Source organism: Campylobacter sp. RM12637, from assembly GCF_020137645.1.
In the GTDB taxonomy this organism is placed as follows: domain Bacteria; phylum Campylobacterota; class Campylobacteria; order Campylobacterales; family Campylobacteraceae; genus Campylobacter_E.
Genome location: NZ_JACGAV010000003.1, coordinates 43,219 through 60,791, shown reverse-complemented (window position 1 = coordinate 60,791; position 17,573 = coordinate 43,219). Strand labels below are relative to the sequence as shown.

General features: G+C 28.1%; 17 protein-coding genes, 1 tRNA gene and 1 pseudogene. 11 read left to right on the top strand and 8 right to left on the bottom strand.

What is annotated here, in order from left to right:
- The first annotated feature begins 9 nt into the window (after positions 1 to 9).
- From AVBRAN12637_RS02440 to AVBRAN12637_RS02430, 3 genes are read left to right on the top strand one after another with little or no spacing between them, the layout of a single operon-like run.
- The gene (locus AVBRAN12637_RS02440; protein ID WP_214116201.1) at positions 10 to 804 is read left to right on the top strand and encodes an SPOR domain-containing protein; all 795 of its coding nucleotides are present in this window, start codon (positions 10 to 12) and stop codon (positions 802 to 804) included.
- Positions 794 to 1,555 (top strand): shikimate dehydrogenase, encoded by a 762-nt coding sequence (locus AVBRAN12637_RS02435; RefSeq protein ID WP_214119972.1) that lies wholly within the window; start codon positions 794 to 796, stop codon positions 1,553 to 1,555. The genes AVBRAN12637_RS02440 and AVBRAN12637_RS02435 overlap by 11 nt, the downstream gene beginning before the upstream one ends.
- Complete coding sequence (locus tag AVBRAN12637_RS02430) at positions 1,530 to 1,901, top strand: YraN family protein (RefSeq protein ID WP_336615246.1); 372 nt, start codon at positions 1,530 to 1,532, stop codon at positions 1,899 to 1,901. Before AVBRAN12637_RS02435 ends, AVBRAN12637_RS02430 begins: the two co-directional genes overlap by 26 nt.
- A 28-nt stretch (positions 1,902 to 1,929) precedes the next feature.
- On the opposite strand, the gene AVBRAN12637_RS02425 is transcribed toward AVBRAN12637_RS02430, so the two are convergent.
- Together AVBRAN12637_RS02425 and AVBRAN12637_RS02420 are read right to left on the bottom strand one after the other, a co-directional pair.
- Positions 1,930 to 2,703, bottom strand: a complete 774-nt coding sequence (locus AVBRAN12637_RS02425) for a 3'-5' exonuclease (protein WP_336615288.1) — start codon at positions 2,701 to 2,703, stop codon at positions 1,930 to 1,932.
- 65 nt (positions 2,704 to 2,768) lie between these two features.
- Positions 2,769 to 3,173, bottom strand: coding sequence for an acyl-CoA thioesterase (locus tag AVBRAN12637_RS02420; protein ID WP_214116195.1), 405 nt, complete (start codon positions 3,171 to 3,173; stop codon positions 2,769 to 2,771).
- 198 nt (positions 3,174 to 3,371) lie between these two features.
- Between AVBRAN12637_RS02420 and AVBRAN12637_RS02415 the strand changes: the two genes are divergently transcribed.
- The 3 genes from AVBRAN12637_RS02415 (at position 3,372) to AVBRAN12637_RS02405 (ending at position 6,262) form a co-directional block, all read left to right on the top strand.
- A tRNA-Glu gene (locus AVBRAN12637_RS02415) sits at positions 3,372 to 3,446 on the top strand.
- 92 nt (positions 3,447 to 3,538) lie between these two features.
- Positions 3,539 to 4,741 (top strand): uracil-xanthine permease family protein, encoded by a 1,203-nt coding sequence (locus AVBRAN12637_RS02410; protein ID WP_214116193.1) that lies wholly within the window; start codon positions 3,539 to 3,541, stop codon positions 4,739 to 4,741.
- A gap of 165 nt (positions 4,742 to 4,906) precedes the next feature.
- Positions 4,907 to 6,262 (top strand): CitMHS family transporter, encoded by a 1,356-nt coding sequence (locus AVBRAN12637_RS02405; RefSeq protein ID WP_214149941.1) that lies wholly within the window; start codon positions 4,907 to 4,909, stop codon positions 6,260 to 6,262.
- Positions 6,263 to 6,282: 20 nt separating this feature from the next.
- Here the strand turns inward: AVBRAN12637_RS02405 and AVBRAN12637_RS02400 are convergent, their stop codons facing one another.
- The 5 genes from AVBRAN12637_RS02400 to AVBRAN12637_RS02380 form a co-directional block, all read right to left on the bottom strand.
- Positions 6,283 to 7,095, bottom strand: a complete 813-nt coding sequence (locus AVBRAN12637_RS02400) for an HpcH/HpaI aldolase/citrate lyase family protein (RefSeq protein WP_214116190.1) — start codon at positions 7,093 to 7,095, stop codon at positions 6,283 to 6,285.
- Entirely contained in the window at positions 7,085 to 8,278 is a 1,194-nt protein-coding gene (locus AVBRAN12637_RS02395; protein ID WP_336607955.1) for a CaiB/BaiF CoA transferase family protein, read from the bottom strand. The genes AVBRAN12637_RS02400 and AVBRAN12637_RS02395 overlap by 11 nt, the downstream gene beginning before the upstream one ends.
- Positions 8,279 to 8,288: 10 nt before the next feature.
- Positions 8,289 to 9,119, bottom strand: coding sequence for a hypothetical protein (locus tag AVBRAN12637_RS02390; RefSeq protein ID WP_336615245.1), 831 nt, complete (start codon positions 9,117 to 9,119; stop codon positions 8,289 to 8,291).
- 18 nt (positions 9,120 to 9,137) lie between these two features.
- Complete coding sequence (locus AVBRAN12637_RS02385) at positions 9,138 to 10,427, bottom strand: SLC13 family permease (RefSeq protein ID WP_336615287.1); 1,290 nt, start codon at positions 10,425 to 10,427, stop codon at positions 9,138 to 9,140.
- 244 nt (positions 10,428 to 10,671) lie between these two features.
- Positions 10,672 to 10,980, bottom strand: a complete 309-nt coding sequence (locus AVBRAN12637_RS02380) for an SEL1-like repeat protein (protein ID WP_336608622.1) — start codon at positions 10,978 to 10,980, stop codon at positions 10,672 to 10,674.
- Positions 10,981 to 11,074: 94 nt separating this feature from the next.
- On the opposite strand from AVBRAN12637_RS02380, the gene glyQ reads away from it, so the two are divergent.
- The 4 genes and pseudogenes from glyQ (at position 11,075) to AVBRAN12637_RS09775 (ending at position 15,375) form a co-directional block, all read left to right on the top strand.
- Positions 11,075 to 11,926, top strand: coding sequence for a glycine--tRNA ligase subunit alpha (glyQ, locus tag AVBRAN12637_RS02375; RefSeq protein ID WP_214116180.1), 852 nt, complete (start codon positions 11,075 to 11,077; stop codon positions 11,924 to 11,926).
- Between the two features lie 204 nt (positions 11,927 to 12,130).
- On the top strand, positions 12,131 to 13,561 hold the full coding sequence (locus AVBRAN12637_RS02370) for an acetyl-CoA carboxylase subunit A (RefSeq protein WP_214116178.1): 1,431 nt from the start codon (positions 12,131 to 12,133) through the stop codon (positions 13,559 to 13,561).
- A gap of 11 nt (positions 13,562 to 13,572) precedes the next feature.
- Positions 13,573 to 15,055, top strand: a pseudogene (locus tag AVBRAN12637_RS02365) (biotin attachment protein); the annotation flags it as partial.
- Positions 15,056 to 15,183: 128 nt separating this feature from the next.
- Positions 15,184 to 15,375: an acetyl-CoA carboxylase biotin carboxyl carrier protein subunit gene (locus AVBRAN12637_RS09775; RefSeq protein WP_442862219.1), complete on the top strand. Its 192-nt coding sequence runs from the start codon at positions 15,184 to 15,186 to the stop codon at positions 15,373 to 15,375.
- Between the two features lie 49 nt (positions 15,376 to 15,424).
- Here the strand turns inward: AVBRAN12637_RS09775 and ruvC are convergent, their stop codons facing one another.
- Positions 15,425 to 15,898, bottom strand: a complete 474-nt coding sequence (gene ruvC / locus AVBRAN12637_RS02360) for a crossover junction endodeoxyribonuclease RuvC (RefSeq protein WP_214116175.1) — start codon at positions 15,896 to 15,898, stop codon at positions 15,425 to 15,427.
- Between the two features lie 346 nt (positions 15,899 to 16,244).
- Between ruvC and dnaA the strand changes: the two genes are divergently transcribed.
- Positions 16,245 to 17,561: a chromosomal replication initiator protein DnaA gene (dnaA, locus tag AVBRAN12637_RS02355; protein ID WP_214116173.1), complete on the top strand. Its 1,317-nt coding sequence runs from the start codon at positions 16,245 to 16,247 to the stop codon at positions 17,559 to 17,561.
- The last annotated feature ends 12 nt before the right edge of the window (positions 17,562 to 17,573 follow it).

Sequence of the window (17,573 nt, the reverse complement as noted above, 5' to 3'; positions counted from 1 at the left end):
GGATTGAAAATGCAAGAACACAATAAATTTGAAGATTTAGTTTTAGAAAGTAACAACAAAAAGAATAAACAAAAACAAATGTTATTTAAGATAATTATAGGCATAATAGTTTTTCTAATTGCCTTAATTATATATAAATTAATAAGCAATGGAGATAGTCAAAAAAGCCCATTACCACCGATAGAACCTAATGCTACATTTGAACAAAAAGCTCAAGATAATGAAGTTTTTGAGAATTTAAAAAGTGAAAATGATGGTTTTAGTGATGATTTTACATCTTTAGAAGAAAGATTAAAAAAAGAAAATAATATAGTAGAACCAGAACCTAAAAAATCTCAAGAAGTTCAAAATGTTGTAAAAGAATTAGCAAAAGCAAATCAACAACCTACGCCAGCACTTGAAACTCCTAAAGAAGAAGTAAAACCTACTGTAGTTGAAGAGAAAAAGCCTGTGGTTGTAGAAGAGAAAAAACAAGCTACTCAAACAACAAAACAAGAAAACTCAGTATTTGATACATTAAATGTTAAAAAACCAGTTGCTCAACAAGAAAAACCAGCAAATAAAGCACCTACTACAAGTGATAATGGAAGCTATATTCAAGTATATGCAGGTAAAAATATTGACCTAAAATCACACGAAATTAAAAAACTAGATACGCTAGGATTACAATATAAAGTAGTTACTGATAATAAAGGTATGAGTAGAGTAATTGTAGGACCTTATTCAAATTCTGATAAAGCAAATGCCTTAAAATTTGTAAGAGATAATGTGAAAAAAGACGCATTTTATTATCATGCAAAATAATATTTACGGAGTGATAGGAAATCCTATCGCTCACTCAAAATCTCCTATAATTCATAACCTATGGTATGAAAGATTAAATATAAATGCTAATTATGAGAAAATTTTAGTAGAAAATCCAAATGATTTAAAAAACACAATTTTAAAATATAAAGGTGTTAATGTAACTTTACCTTATAAAGAAGAAGTTGCAATACTAGCAAATTATAAAGATGAAGGCGTTATAAACACAAAAGCAGCAAATACTATAATAAATGATAATGGAACTTTAAAAGCTTATAATACTGATATATTTGGGTTTTATGAACCTATAAAAAATTACAAAATAAACAATGCCTTAATAATAGGGGCAGGTGGGGCTGCTAGGGCTGTTTATTATTCTTTAGCAAAAAATAATATAAAAACCAAAGTAATTAATAGAAGTAAAAAAGATGATTTTTTATGCGAAGTTCATACGACATTAGATGAATTTGAATTTGATTTAATTATAAACTCAACAAGCGCAAGTTTAAAAAATCTACTACCTTTAGAAGAAAATCTTTTAGAAAAACTAGCAAAAAATACAAAAATTGCTTATGATTTAGCATATAATCACGATATATTTTTAGATTTTTGTAAGTTAAAAAATCCAAATATTATTACTCAAGATGGACTTGATATGCTTATTTTTCAAGCAGCCCTTGCTTTTGAGTATTTTTGCGGAATTTATCCTAACGAAGATTTAATAAATGAAGCAAGAGAACTTATTAAATAAGAGTATAAAAGGACTAAAGTCATATATTTTTGGCTATGAAAACGAACAAAAAGCTAAAAAATACTTAGAAAAAAATAATTTTAAAATAATTAAAACAAATTATAAAACCAAATTTGGAGAAATTGACATAATCGCTTTAAAGGATAAAACCTTGCATTTTATTGAAGTAAAATCAAGCAAAAATTATGAAAGCGAATATTATTTAACACCAAAAAAATTAGAAAGAATTATAAAATCTATTTATATTTTTAATCAATATTATGAAGATTACAATAATTTAAATTATTGCATAGATTTAATAGCAATAAACGATAATAACATTAATTATATAGAAAATATAACATAGAAAAAATGATAATTTGAGATTTAAATTCTCAAATTAATCCTAAAAATTTTTTGATAGAATATTTTAAATCTTCATCATCTAAATTATTCATAGCCCACAACAAATATCCATTATCAACAGCTCTAACCTCATCAAAACTTTTGCCTTTATATTTGCCAAAGCTAAATTTAGTGCTAATTAATGGAGCTTTTGTAATTTCGTGTAATTCTTCATAATTTTTATGCTTTAATAATTCATCTAATAATAATTTCATAACCAAAACATCACCTATTGCATCGTGGGCTTTTATAATTATTCCTAATTTTTGTGCTTCTTCTTGCTCAATTTTATAAAGCCCTAAAAAATATCTTAAATATTGCAATCTGTGATGATTAAAGTCAGGAAAAATAGCCTTAGCACACTTATAAGTATCAATTAATTTAAAATTATTTTGAAAGCCTTCTTTTTCTAACATTCCTAAATCAAACTTAATATTATGAGCTATTAAGTAATTTTCGTTTGAATTAAGTTTATTTAACATTTTTGAAAATTTCGTTTCACTAAATTTTGGCTTATTAATAAGCATTTCAGGGGTTATATTATGAACTTCCATAGCTTCAAAAGAAATATTTACTTCGCTACTGCATAATTCATCAAATACTAAAACTTTTCTTTCTTGTATATTGTCAAAAATATTTTCAGCATATTCTATTTCATTAAATTCATATTTTTCGCTATCAATTACCAAAGCACCTACTTGAATAATCCTATCTAATTCTGTATTTCCTGTAGTTTCTGTATCAAATAAAACATATTTCATAATTATCCTTAAAAGTTTTTTTAATTCTAACAAGTAAGTTTAAAAAGTAGGTTGAATAAAAGGGATTATTAAAATCCCTTGTAGCGTTTTAAATTCTCATCAATTTTGATTTTTTCTCCGTTTTCATCAACATTTACATAAGTTAAAAGCGCACTTGTAACAGGCACACAAACTCCATATAATTTAGGAGTGCAGCGTTCAGCGATAACTTCTACTTGAACTTGTATTGATGTGCTTCCAACTTTTACAATATCAGCATAAAAGCTCACAATATCTCCAACATAAACAGGTTTTTTAAAGGTCATTTGTTCAACTGCAATAGTAACTACTCTACCATTTGCTATTTCTTTAGCTGCAACTGCACCAGCTAAATCTATTTGACTCATTATCCAACCACCAAAAATATTGCCTGCAGGATTTGTATCTTTTGGCATAGCAACTAATCTAAGCCTTGCTTCTTTTAATTCTTTCATATATTCTCCTTATAAAAAAATGTAAATATTAAACATAAAAGATTAAAATTGTCGTTTTTAAATTGAAAATTTTCATCAAAATTACAATTTTTTACAAAAATTTTAAAAAAATTGAAAAAATTTTTATAATTTAAGAAAACTTTAAGAATTTTCACATATAATAACGGCTTTTACATCACAAGAAAAAACTTCTTGAAAGGCCCATTCGTCTAGCGGTTAGGACATCGCCCTTTCACGGCGGTAACACGAGTTCGAGTCTCGTATGGGTCACCAATCCTCCTTTATGTTTATTTAATTTAATGAAAAAAATCCTTTTTTACCTTACCCCTGTGAGATAATAACTCAAAATAAAAAAGGATTTTTTTATGATTAAAGACGCGATATCTGGACTTCAGATTTTATTCGTAGCCTTTGGTGCAATGGTATTAGTTCCTTTACTTACCGGACTAAATCCTGCAATGGCTCTTTTAGGTGCTGGGTGCGGAACGATTATTTTTCAAATCATTACGAAATTTAAAGTTCCTATATATCTTGGCTCATCATTTGCATTCATAACCCCTATAATTTATTCTATGAAAGAATGGGGAATTAATTCAACTATGTTTGCCTTATTTTGCACAGGATTTGTTTATTTTATCTTTGCTGCAATTATCAAAACAAAAGGCGAGAGTTTTATTAGCAAACTTTTTCCCGCAGTTGTAATTGGCCCTGTAATCATCGTAATAGGTCTTAGCGTTGCTGTAAGTGCGGCTGGAATGGCTATGGGTATGAGTGGCTCAACTCAAGTAATTGATAAAGATATAGCTTTAATGCTTTCTACTTTTTCATTCTTAGTTACTATTGTAATTGCTATTTTTGGCTCAAAAATGTTTAAATTAGTTCCTATTTTAATAGGTGCTATTTGTGGATATATTTTAGCCTTTATTTTAGGCTATGTTGATACTAGTGCAATTAAAGCTGCACCTTGGTTTGCAATACCACATTTTGAAACACCTAGCATTAATTTTAGTGCAGCAATTTTTATGATACCTGTTGCAATTGCTCCTGTAATTGAGCATATTGGTGCAGTTATGGCAATAGGTGCAGTAACTAAAAAAGATTACACAAAAGACCCAGGTCTTCATAGAACTTTAAGCGGAGATGGTGTTGGAGTTTGTGTTGCAGGTTTAATAGGTGGTCCTCCAGTTACAACTTATTCAGAAGTTACAGGTGCAATAATGATTACAAAAAACGCACAAGTTAAAATTATGACTTGGGCTGCAATATTTGCAATATTACTTGCATTTGTGGGTAAATTTAATGCTATTTTACAATCAATTCCATTGCCTGTAATGGGTGGAGTTATGATACTTTTATTTGGAACAATTGCTAGTCTTGGGATTAAAACCTTAGTTGATGCTAAAATAGATTTAACTAATAATAAAAACCTAGTAATTATTAGCTCTACTTTGATTGTAGGTGTTGGTGGGCTTAGTGCTAGTTTTGGAAGCGTTTCGTTTTCAGGAGTTGGACTTAGTGCCTTACTTGCAATTATTCTAAATCTAATCTTACCTAATAAACAAGATTAATTATTAATTCAAATTCTTTTTAGAATTTGAATTATTATTTTTTAATTTTTTCTTAAATTCTAAAATTTGTTACGAAACTTAACACTTTTTAAAAAAATTATCCATTTTCAATTATTTCAAATTGTAACTTTGTTAAAATCTAACATTTTTTTATGGAGGTTAAAAATGGATTTATTTTTATCACTTACAGGCTTTATTGGGCTTGGATTTATTGTATGGCTACTCTTAAAAGATAAAACCACTCCTGCGATAGCATTTATTTTAGTTAGCTTTGTAGTTGCTGCAATGCTTATGATAATGGATTATTGTGGGTTAGAAGTCGGAAAAGCTTTAGGAGTTAAAGGAGATGTTTTAAACTTTAAAGCAATGAAAGGTTTTATAAAAGATGGTGTAAACACCGTTAGCGATACAGCGGCTTTATTTGTATTTTCTATTCTTTTTTTTAGTGTGCTTAGTGCTAGTGGATTTTTTAATAAAATTATTAATTTCTTACTTAGCAAAGTTACACCAAATGTATTTGTAATCACAATTCTTACTTCACTTATGGCAATGTTTGTTCATCTTGATGGTAGTGGAGCAGCTACATTTTTAATAGTTATTCCAGCTATGCTTCCAATTTATGAAAGACTTGGAATGAGAAAATCATCGCTTTTATTAATTTGTGCTAGTGCAATGGGTGTTATGAATGTTCTTCCTTGGGGAGGTCCAACTCTAAGAGCTGCAACGGTTATTAAAGCTGACGCGAATGATTTATGGCATCAATTAATCCCTATGCAAGTTTTAGGTCTTGTTTTAGCACTAGCTTTAGCTATTTTTATCGGTTATCAAGAAAAAAGGCGTGGTGCTGGTGGTAATCTTGAAGGAATTAAACTTGAAATTGAAAAAAGCGAATTTCAAAACGATAAATTTTTCTTAGTAAATGTATTTTTACTAATAGCTGTTATTGCTGCTTTAGTAATTAATGTATTACCTTCTTATGTTTGCTTTATGATAGGTTTTGCAATTGCGTTGCCACTAAATTATCCTAATTTAAAAATAGCTAAAAAAGTTTTAGATAAAGCAAGTGGTGGAGCAATAATGATGTATATTACTTTAATTGGTGCAGGAATTTTAATCGGTGTATTTGATAAAAGTGGAATTATGAATAAAATGGGAGCTTCAATTCTAACTCTTGTGCCTAATGAATATGGTAATTTAATTCCTTTAGTAGTAGGCTTGCTTGCTGTTCCTATGGCATTAATCTTTTGCACGGATTCTTATTTTTATGGCGTTATGCCTGTGGTTTTAAGCGTTACAAATGCTTTTGGAATTGACCCAATGAACCTTGCTATTATTATGGTTTTAGCTAGAAATTGTGCTACATTTATAAGCCCTGTTGTTCCTGCTACATTACTTGGATGTGGTCTTGCTGATGTATCTATAAAAGACCATATTAAACGCTCATTCTTTTATATTTGGGCAATTAGTATTATTTGCTTGATTTTTGGATATATTGCAGGAATAATCCCACACTTATTTTAATATCTCTCCTAAGAGAGATATTAGATATTTGCTAGTATATTTTGAGCTTTCTTAATTACTGGCAAATCTATCATATTGCCTTTATAATTAAATACAATATCATCAGTATTTTTTGCCAATTCTACTATTTCTTTAGCCCATAGAATTTGTTCTTTAGTAGGACTAAATACTTGATTGATTATTGGAATTTGATTTGGATGAATGCTTAAAGACCCGCCAAAACCCATAGAAGATACAAATTCTAATTCAGATTTTAAACCAATTTCATCTTTAATATCAGGATATACTCCATTAATTGGTGGTAATAATTTATATTTTGCACTTTTTATCACTATTTGATTTCTTATGTGATTTAATAAATTTTCTCTTCCACTGCCTTCTTTTAATCCTAATTCTAAAGAAATATCTAAAGCACCAAAACTTAATAATTTAATTAATTTTGAACTTGCAATATCATCTAAATTATCAACGCCCAAAGCACTTTCAATAATTGGAATTATTATTAAATCTTTAAAATCTTTAAATAATTCAAATTCTTTTGAACTCTCACTCTTAGGCAATACAATTGCATATAATTTTTTCATTTTATTTAATTCATCTAATAATTTCATATCATCATTAAAATATTCACTCTTAGTATCATTAATTCTTATAAAAAAATTAGCATCTGTATTGTTTGCAAATTCTAAAATATTAGCCCTGCCTTTATCTTTTTGATTAGGGCTAATTGAATCTTCTAAATCAATAATAATATAATCAGCTCCGCTATTTAAAGCCTTATTAAATCTATCATTTTTAATTGATGGAACAAACAAAAAACTCTTAGTTTTCATCTCTTACCTTTATTATGTTTTTTGATTGTAATTGAGAAATCTCATCTTTAAATCCAAATTCTTTTAAGATTTTATAAGTATGTTCTCCTAACGCTGGGATTTTATCCATTCTAGGCTCATAATTATTATTTGTAGCCGGTGGCAATAATGCTGGGATTTTACCTACTTCAGTATCAACTTCTCTCCATCTATTTCTACTTTTTAATTGAGAGTGATTCCACACATCTTTTAATTCATTTACATTACCATTTGCAATTTTTGCTTTTTCTAATCTATCCACAACATCTTTTGCCGTTAGATTTTTAAATTTATTTTCTATTATTTCTTTAATCTTTTGTGCGTTTTTTGTTCTTAATGTGTTATTTTTAAATTCTTCATCATTAATTAAGCTTTCATCTTCTAATACAATCTTACAAAAATTACTCCATTCTCTTTCATTTTGAAGACCAAACATAACAACATTACCATCACCAGCCTTATAAGGACCATAAGGGGTAATACTAGCGTGAAAAGCACCTTTTTTAATAGGCGGATTAGCACCCTTATAAGTATAATATATTGGATACCCCATCCATTCAGCCATACATTCTAACATTGATATTTCTATTCTTGAACCTTTATTTGTTTTTTCAAGATATAAAAGTGCTTGTAAAATTCCACTATAAGCATACATTCCAGCAGATATATCAGCTATACTAATTGGCACTTTTACACACTCATCACCATTTCCTGTTATAGATACTAAGCCACTTTCTGATTGAATTAATAAATCATAAGCTTTTTTGTGTTCGTATTCTCCACCTTCTCCATAGCCAGAAATATCACAAACAATCATTTTTGGATTATATTTAATTAAATTTTCATAATCTAATCCTAGTCTTTTTGCAGCCCCAAATGCTAGATTTTGAACGAAAATATCCACCTTAGGTAAAATTGATTTTATTATTTTCATACCTTCTTCGGTTTTTAAATCAATAGCTAAACTCTCCTTACTTCTATTAGTCCATACAAAATGACTTGCAAGTCCATCTACTCTAGTATCATATCCTCTTGCCAAATCCCCTACATCAGGGCGTTCTATCTTAATAACTCTAGCACCTAAATCAGCTAATTGTCTAGTGCAAAATGGTGCTGCTATTGCTTGTTCTATACTTAATACTAATTTTCCTTCTAATGGCAACATTTTTTCTCCTTTATTTATAATTTATAACGCCTTGATGAGCTATAAAGCCATCTTTATTTATCCACACATTTGCTTCGTTTTCACTAATTATTTTTGACTCAACGCAAAAACTACTAGGAGTGCAAACTGCGTGTAATCCTCTATAACTATATTTTATGATTTTTTTATCTTTATGATTTTTTGCAAAACAACTAATCATCTTAGTAGCTAATAAAGGTCCGTGAATTACTAAGCCACTATATCCTTCAACCATAGTAGCGTAAGGATAATCATAATGAATTTTATGCCCATTAAAAGTAAGTGCTGAATATCTAAATAATAAAGTAGAATCAGGGCAAAAACTTTCAGAAAAATCAGCTTCGCTTACAGGTTTATTGCTAGTTAATTTTGGTGGAGTTGGCTCTTTATAAACTATATCTTGTTCTTCAATAATTTTTAAATCTTCATCTTGATAATATTTATGCTCTAAAGTAACAAAAATTAATTTTCCTGTATTTCCAACTTTTTCTTGAATATCTTTTATAGTAGTAATTTTAGTAGCGATTTTGCCTATAATCAACGCTGAATTAAAAGTAAATCTACCACCAGCCCACATACGATTAACATTTCCAAAACTAGGTAAAAAACTATCATCGCTTCCGCCTAATTTAGGGTGTCCGTCTTTGCCTAATTTATCTTTACTTAAAGCCTTATTAAAAAAGCACCATTGCCATAAATAAGGTAATTCATCACCTAATTTTAAATCTTTATAATCAAGTGTTGCGACTATTTTTTCAACTTGAGTAAGACTTATTTCTTCTTTTATAATTTCTTGTTTGCCTATATAATTTTTAAATTCCATAATTTTCCCTTTCATAAATTAATTAATAACACCTAAAAACAATAACAAAAACCCAAATAACACAAGCAAAATAGGTAATATTAATAACCTAATAAATAAATATTTTCTTTCTTGCTCATCTTGTGTCCCTGCTAAAACCAATGCTCCACCTGATGAAAAACTTGAATATCCCGTAAATGTTGCAAATGTTGCAATAATAGAAAATGCCAAAGATGGCTCTAATACGCTAAGACTTGGAACAATAGGAAAAAATGTCGGCATTACAACGCCCATACTAGAAGCAAACGCACTCATTGAAGAAGATAAAACGCCTAATAAATAATATATCCAGCTACTATCATTGCCACCTTGAGCACTTAAAAAATTGCTTATTATTTGCATAGCACCAGTAGATTTTCCAAGTGCTATTAGCATAGTTAATGCACCAATCATAAAAATTAAATTCCAAGGTATATTTTTAAAAGCTTGTGTTTCATCTCCTATCTTAAATACAATAGCTAAAATAATTCCTAAGAATGAAACAAAAGTAGGATTAAAAAATATAGTCATTTTATTCATCAATAAATTTTCAGGTTGAAAAGATAAATAAATTGATGGAACCATAACCAAAGAAAATACAAATGTAACTATTAAAATCGTTTTAATTTGTATAGAATTTAGTTTTTCAGGTTTATCAATATTTGATGAATATACAACCTTATACCCCTTTAATAACACATATCCTAAAATAAAAATTAAAGTATGTGCTATAAACATATTTTTTCCAAGATTTAATTGCATAATTGCTGATTGTTCAGGTGTAAAACCTAAATTCTCAATTAGATTATAAGTAACCCTACCACCTAAAGTAAAAGGATTAAATCCCCCAGCACAAGAACCTGAATAAATTATAATAGCAGCTAAAATTTTATTCATTTTAATCTTATTAGCTATGTATAAAACTAATGGGCTCATAAAGGCAAATCCAGCATAATGCCCTGGTCCAATACCGACAAAAATTACAACAACAATATATAAAACTATAGGAATACTCCAAGGATAGTTTCTTACCCCATAAACTGCTTTTGAAGCTAGATTATTTAAAGTTCCATTATTTATGACAAAGCCATAAAAATAAGTAATAGAAACTAAGATAAAAAATAAATCAAGCCCCCATAATTTTACAATTTCACTAGGTTTTAAGCCATAAATATAAGCAGCAATAAAGCATAAAACAATTGCAAAAATACCAATATTTGCTTTAAATAAATAGCCTAAAACTATTGACAATAATAAAAAAAATAAAATGATTAAGTTAATTTGTTCAATCATAAATCCTCCTTACTTAAATGTTATAAGAAAAGAAAATCATTAAGATTAATATAAGAATAAAATATAATAAAAATAAAAATCATTGTTACAATTTTACACAATTAATAATAATTTTTATCCTTTAATATATTTTCTTAAAAAATTATAATTATTTTATTAATTTGATATTTTGATTTTTTATTTAATTGAAAGAATTTATTTAAAAGAATTTAAAACTAACTCGTTTTAAATTCTTAAAAGGTTATTTTTTTAATTCGTTAGCTTTATCGCAACCAATTGCTAAGCCAAAAGAACAAGCTAATTGATAGTAATAACCTGCTGCTTGAATGTTTTGAGAAGTTGAAGTGCCTTGTAATAAAACATTTGCAATATTTAAACAAGAGCTTGCATTTTTGTTAGTAATGCAGTTAGTTTGCTCGTCTTTTAAGCTAGGATTTAAAGCAGTTTGTAATGCAAGATTCATTAAATTGCTTTTTACAACTTCATTTTCTTGACTAACACAAGCACTAAAAATAAATAAAGAACTTGTAATTAAAATTAATTTTTTCATATAATCTCCTTAAAAAATCGCTAATTATATGCAAAATAACATAAATTTATATTAATTTTGTATGATAAATAAAATTTATTTTAAAGGCTTTTAAATGACATTTTCAGAAATTATTTTAAACTTACAAAAGTATTGGTGCGAGCAAGGTTGTGCTTTAATTCAGCCTTATGATTTTCCTGCAGGTGCAGGGACTTTTCATCCACAAACATTCTTAAAATCACTTGGAACAAAACCACATAATGTTTGTTATGTTGCTCCATCTCGCCGTCCAACTGATGGAAGATACGGAGAAAATCCAAATCGTTTAGGTGCTTACTATCAATTTCAAGTATTAATGAAACCAAGTCCAGCGAATATTCAAGATTTATATTTAAATAGCTTAAAAGTTTTAGGAATTGATTTAAATAAACACGATGTAAGATTTATAGAAGATAACTGGGAAAGCCCATCTTTAGGAGCTTGGGGGCTTGGCTGGGAAGTATGGCTTGATGGAATGGAAGTTACTCAATTTACTTATTTTCAACAAGTTGGTGGATTTTCTTGTGATTTAATTAGTGCAGAGATTACTTACGGACTTGAACGCTTGGCAATGTATATTCAAGATATTGATAATGTTTATGATATTAATTGGGGCGGTGGGCTAACTTATGCTGATGTTCATAAGCAAGGTGAGTTTGAATACTCTAAGTTTAATTTTGAATTAGCAAATGCTTCAAGACTTAAAGAAATGTTTGATATTTCATATAATGAAGCAAGAAGTGTGCTTGATAGTGGTTACTCACTACCTGCGTATGATTATTGTCTAATGTGTGCGCATTTATTTAATACCCTTGATGCTAGGGGTGCAATTAGCGTTACTCAAAGACAAGATTTTATGCTAAAAATAAGAGAACTTAGCAAAGATTGTGCTAGTGTGTATTTAAAAAGCCAAGAGAATTTAAAATAAATTATAATTTGCTTATTTTGGTTTATATTGATTTTTCAATATAAACCAAGTAAAAATATTAAAATCAAATTCCATAAACTAAAAAATTGAATATTTAATTTTGTTACTTTTAGTAACAAATAAATGGTTAAAACAAACGCAAACTCATCTTTTTCAATCTAAAATATTAAAATAAAATCACTATTTAAAATTAGGAGTTTAAAGGTGATTAGTAAGGTTTTAATAGCAAATAGGGGAGAAATTGCTGTTCGTATCATAAGAGCTTGTAGGGATTTGCATATTCAAAGTGTAGCTATCTATACAAAGCCTGATGAAAATTGTCTGCATGTAAAAATCGCAAGTGAAGCAAAATGTATAGGTGAAGATGCCATTAAGGGCTATTTAGACGCAAAAATAATAATTCAAACTGCAAAAGAATGTGGTGCTGATGCAATCCATCCTGGATATGGGTTTTTAAGTGAAAATTATGAATTCGCAAAAATGGTAGAAGATGCAGGATTAATTTTCGTTGGACCAAAATCTCAAGTTATTAAAAATATGGGAAATAAAAATATAGCAAGAGAATTAATGCAACAAAACGGCATTCCAGTAGTTCCAGGAACAAAAGTATTAAATGAATGCAAAGAAGAAGAAATAAAAGAATTTGCCAAAAAAATTGGCTATCCTGTAATATTAAAAGCTAGTGGAGGTGGAGGTGGTCGTGGGATTAAAGAAGTCTGGAATGAAGATGAATTAATACCTGCATTTAATACTTGCAAAAGAGAAGCTAAAGCATATTTTAATAATGATGATGTCTTTATGGAAAAACTCATAGAAAATCCACGCCACATAGAATTTCAAATATTAGGCGATAATTATGGCAATATAATTCATTTATGCGAAAGAGATTGTTCTATTCAAAGACGCCATCAAAAAATAATAGAAATCGCACCTTGTCCATCAATAAGCGAGCATTTAAGAAAAAGTATGGGAGCTACTGCAGTAGCAGCCGCAAAAGCGGCTGGATATACTAATGCAGGAACGGTTGAGTTTTTATTAGATGATTACAATAGATTTTATTTTATGGAGATGAATACTAGAATACAAGTTGAACACGGCGTTACAGAAGAGATAACAGGGGTTGATTTAATAGTAAGGCAATTAAGATATGCAGCAGGACAAATTCAAGAATTAGAACAAAGTGATATTAAATCAAATGGTTTTGCTATTGAAGCTAGAATTACTGCAGAAGATGCTAATAAGAATTTCATACCAACACCAGGAATGGTTACAGAATATTATCCTGCTTTAGGACCTTCAGTTAGGGTTGATAGCCATCTTTATAAAGGTTATAAAATCCCGCCATTTTACGATTCTTTAGTCGCAAAATTAGTTGTAAAAGCGTCTAGTTATGATTTAGCGGTAAATAAATTAGAAAGAGCTTTAGAAGAATTTACAATAGAAGGCGTAAAAACAACAATTTCATTTTTAAAAACTATTGCAAAAAGTAAAGAATTTAGAAAAGGTATTTTTGATACGAGTTATATAAAAACAAATTTAGAAAAAATTCTAAGCAATATTGATGATAAAAATAAAAAAGATAAAGATGAAATAATCGCTTCAATTTGTGCGGCATTAAAAGATAAATTAAATTAAAGGAGAGAAAAATGGCTAAAAAATATATAGATATTATGGATACAAGTTTTCGTGATGGCTTTCAATCAGTTTATGGAGCTAGAGTTTTAATGAATGATTTTTTCCCAGCATTACAAGCTGCAAAAGAAGCTGGGATAAGACATTTTGAATTTGGTGGCGGGGCAAGATTTCAAAGCCTTTATTTTTATACAAACGAAGACGCATTTACTATGATGGATAAATTCCGTGAAATTGTAGGAGATGGTATTAATCTTCAAACCCTTGCTCGTGGAGTAAATACCGTTACACTTGATACTGGTAGTCGTGAAATAATAGATTTACACGCAAAATTATTCGCAAAACACGGAACTACTACGATTAGAAATTTTGACGCTTTAAATGATGTTGAGAATTTAAAATATAGTGGCGAAAGAATAGTGCATTATGGTTTAAAACACGAAATTGTAATAACTATGATGGATTTACCAATAGGTTGCAAAGGCGCTCACGATACTAAGTTTTATGAAAAAACCCTAAAAGAAATTTTAAAAGCTAATATCCCATTTCATAGCATTTGTTTTAAAGACGCATCAGGGACAAGTAATCCACAAAAAGTATATGAAACAATAAAAATGGCTAGAAAACTTTTACCTGCAAATACTCATATTAGACTTCATACTCACGAAAGTGCAGGTGTTAGTGTAGCTTGTTATTTAGCAGCACTTGAAGCTGGTGTTGATGGAATTGACCTTGCAGCAGCTCCTGTTAGTGGTGGAACAAGTCAGCCTGATATTCTTACAATGTTACACGCTGTAAAAGGTAAAAATTATGATTTAGGTGGGCTTGAAGTTGAAAAAATCTTAAAATATGAAGAAGTATTTAAAGATTGTATGAAAGATTATTTTATGCCACCTGAAGCTATACAAGTTAGTCCATTAATACCGATTTCACCTATGCCAGGTGGAGCATTAACAGCGAATACTCAAATGATGAGAGATAATAATGTATTAGATAAATTCCCTGATACTATAAAAGCGATGAGCGAAGTGGTAAAAAAAGGTGGCTTTGGAACTAGCGTAACTCCTGTTAGTCAATTTTATTTCCAACAAGCATTTAATAATGTAATGTTTGGCGAATGGAAAAAAATCGCAGAAGGCTATGGCAAAATGGTTTTAGGCTATTTTGGAAAAACTCCTGTAGCACCAGATCCAAAAATAGTAAAACTTGCAAGTGAGCAATTAAATCTAAAACCAACAAAAGAAAAAGCAATAGATTTAGCCGACCTTGATGAAACCAAATCACTTAAATACATTGAAAAAATACTTAAAAAAGAAGGTATTTTAGTAACTGATGAAAATCTATTCATAGTTGCAGCTTGTAAAGAAAAAGGATTAGCATTTTTAAAAGGTGAAGCAAAAGTCAATGTTAGAAAAATTTCTCAAAATACTAAATCAAATTCTAACAATCTTTATTCAGTGCAAGTCAATGATAAAACCTATGATGTAGAAATTGAAAAAGACAAAATTTTCGTAAATGGCAATAGCTACGAAGTAAAAGTAAAAGAAAAAGAAAATACTTCAAAAATTATTGAAAAACAAGAAATTTCACAATCAATAGCTAATGATAAAAGCATTTTAGCCTCAATGTCAGGAAATGTGTTTAAAGTGCTTGTAAAAGCAGGAGATAAAGTAAAAGCAGGGCAAGAATTATTCATTCTTGAAGCTATGAAAATGGAAGTTCCAATTGAAGCAACGAGTGATGGAATAATAGATAAAATACTTGTAAAACAAGGAGATAATGTAGAAGCTATGCAAATTTTAGCTAGTTTAAAATAAATTTTAGAATCTGTTTTTACAGATTCTAATATATCTTTAAGTTAATATTTTAAGTATTTTTTATATAAAAACTATGAGTTAATGCAACCGCCATTGCGTCGGTTATATCAAGTGGTTTTATTTCTTTATTGATTTTTAAAAGCTTTTTAACCATAAAAGCTACTTGTTCTTTCTCTGCTTTTGCTTTGCCTGTGATTGTTTTTTTAACTTGTAAAGCTGTATATTCACTAAAATTCCCATAAGTTTGTAAGATTTTAAGCAACATTGCTCCACGAAATTGTGCGAGTTTTAAAACACTTTGCGGATTATAAGCAAAAAATATATTTTCAACTGCCACACTAGCATTTGGAACTTTTTTAAAAATCATTTCTAAAGCTTCGTTTAATTCTAAAATATTATCTATTAATTCTTTACTCTTAAATCTTATTAGACCTGCTTCTAAAAGAGTATTTGTGCTGCCATTTTTTTCTAAAAGGCAATATCCACAAAATCTAGTTCCTGGGTCAAATCCTAAAATTTTCATATGTGAAATCCTTGTGAAATTTAAAATTATTTTTTTATGAAATGCTTATTATTACGATAAATTTCTTAATGAAATAGAATTTCACATAAACTGATTTTTATAGAATTTCACGAAAATTTATAAGAATTTTAAAAATTACAATAAAAATTCATAAAAAAATTTCACTAAATTAAAGAATTTTTTAAAGAGCTTGTGAAATTTATGATGAAATATTGTAAATTGTTTGTATATTTTTGGTATATTTTTTCACTATTAAAAGCATTGATATATAGGTGTTTTAAATATTTTTAAACAAATATTACTAGATTTTCACATCATCAAAGGTAATAACAAAAAAGAGGAATAAATGTTAAATAAAATTCTAGAAGAATTAAAAGTATTAATTGGAGAAAATCAATATAAAAATTATTTTGAAATTTTACAAATTAATGAAAGCAAAAATAATGAAATAATTCTAAATGCACCTAATCAATTCATAGCTAAACATATTCAAACAAAATACCAAAGTATATTAGAAAAAATAGCAGAAAAAACAAATAGTAAAAAATATAAAATTACAATTCAAGTAAATAATGAAAAAATAAACAAACCACAAGAAACTCAACCAATAGTAGCTAAAAAACAAATTTCAATATTAAATCAAAGCCTTACTTTTGATAATTTCATAGTAGGACAAAGTAATGAGTTTGCTTATAGAATTTGTAAAGCAATAACAGATGAAAATAAATTTGGAAAAGACTTTAATCCAATTTTTATATATTCAAATACAGGTTTAGGAAAAACTCACTTATTACAAGCTAGTGGGCATGAATGTTTAGAACTTGGAAAAAAAGTAATATATAAAACTTCAAAAGGTTTTATGAAAGACTATCAAAATGCAATATTAGCAAATAAATTTGATAGTTTTAATAGTGAATATAAAGATTGTGATTTATTATTAATTGATGATATTCAGTTCTTAGGCACTACTGATAAAATACAAGAAGAATTCTTTCATATCTTTAATGATATAGTAGAAAGAAATGGTCAAATAATAATGACTTCAGATGTAGCTCCTATAAATTTAAATGGAATTGAAGATAGATTAAAATCAAGATTTAACAAAGGAGTTCTTGCAAATATTAGTGTCCCTGATATAGAAACCAAAAAAGCAATTATTAAGAAAAAAAGCCTTGTATATGATATAGAATTAAATGATGAAATGATTAATACTATTGCTAATTATATAGGTGAAAATGTAAGGGATTTAGAAGGAATTATAAATTATATTTACGCTTTTCAAAGTATAAGAAAACAAAAAATAACCTTAGATGATTTAAAAAATCAAATAAAAGAATACATTAAAGAAAATCAATCAAATATTGAAATTGAAGATATTTTTGATATAGTAAGTTCAGAATTAAATGTAAAAATAAGCGAAATAAAATCAAGTTCTAAAAAACAAGAAATAGTAAAAGCTAAAAGAATAGTTATATTTTTAACTAAAGAATTAATTTCAAATTCAGTAAGCCAAATAGCAACTCATTTTCAAATGAAAGACCATAGTGCTATTTCAAAACATATTAAAAAAATAAATGAAATGATATGTCTTGATGATGATTTTAGAAGCCTAGTAGAACATTTAAAAAATAAAATAATAAACTCAAAAAATAAAGATTATTAAATATAATAAAGC

Bases quoted from the DNA above. Each gene is read 5' to 3' on its own strand.
- AVBRAN12637_RS09775 (WP_442862219.1), top strand. From the start codon at position 15,184: ATGTCAGGAAATGTGTTTAAAGTGCTTGTAAAAGCAGGAGATAAAGTA.
- AVBRAN12637_RS02435 (WP_214119972.1), top strand. From the start codon at position 794: ATGCAAAATAATATTTACGGAGTGATAGGAAATCCTATCGCTCACTCA.
- AVBRAN12637_RS02390 (WP_336615245.1), bottom strand. From the start codon at position 9,119: ATGGAATTTAAAAATTATATAGGCAAACAAGAAATTATAAAAGAAGAA.
- AVBRAN12637_RS02395 (WP_336607955.1), bottom strand. From the start codon at position 8,278: ATGTTGCCATTAGAAGGAAAATTAGTATTAAGTATAGAACAAGCAATA.
- AVBRAN12637_RS02420 (WP_214116195.1), bottom strand. From the start codon at position 3,173: ATGAAAGAATTAAAAGAAGCAAGGCTTAGATTAGTTGCTATGCCAAAA.
- AVBRAN12637_RS02410 (WP_214116193.1), top strand. From the start codon at position 3,539: ATGATTAAAGACGCGATATCTGGACTTCAGATTTTATTCGTAGCCTTT.
- ruvC (WP_214116175.1), bottom strand. From the start codon at position 15,898: ATGAAAATTTTAGGATTTGACCCAGGAACTAGATTTTGTGGATATTGC.
- AVBRAN12637_RS02430 (WP_336615246.1), top strand. From the start codon at position 1,530: ATGAAGCAAGAGAACTTATTAAATAAGAGTATAAAAGGACTAAAGTCA.
- dnaA (WP_214116173.1), top strand. From the start codon at position 16,245: ATGTTAAATAAAATTCTAGAAGAATTAAAAGTATTAATTGGAGAAAAT.
- AVBRAN12637_RS02440 (WP_214116201.1), top strand. From the start codon at position 10: ATGCAAGAACACAATAAATTTGAAGATTTAGTTTTAGAAAGTAACAAC.
- AVBRAN12637_RS02400 (WP_214116190.1), bottom strand. From the start codon at position 7,095: ATGAAAACTAAGAGTTTTTTGTTTGTTCCATCAATTAAAAATGATAGA.
- glyQ (WP_214116180.1), top strand. From the start codon at position 11,075: ATGACATTTTCAGAAATTATTTTAAACTTACAAAAGTATTGGTGCGAG.
- AVBRAN12637_RS02405 (WP_214149941.1), top strand. From the start codon at position 4,907: ATGGATTTATTTTTATCACTTACAGGCTTTATTGGGCTTGGATTTATT.
- AVBRAN12637_RS02380 (WP_336608622.1), bottom strand. From the start codon at position 10,980: ATGAAAAAATTAATTTTAATTACAAGTTCTTTATTTATTTTTAGTGCT.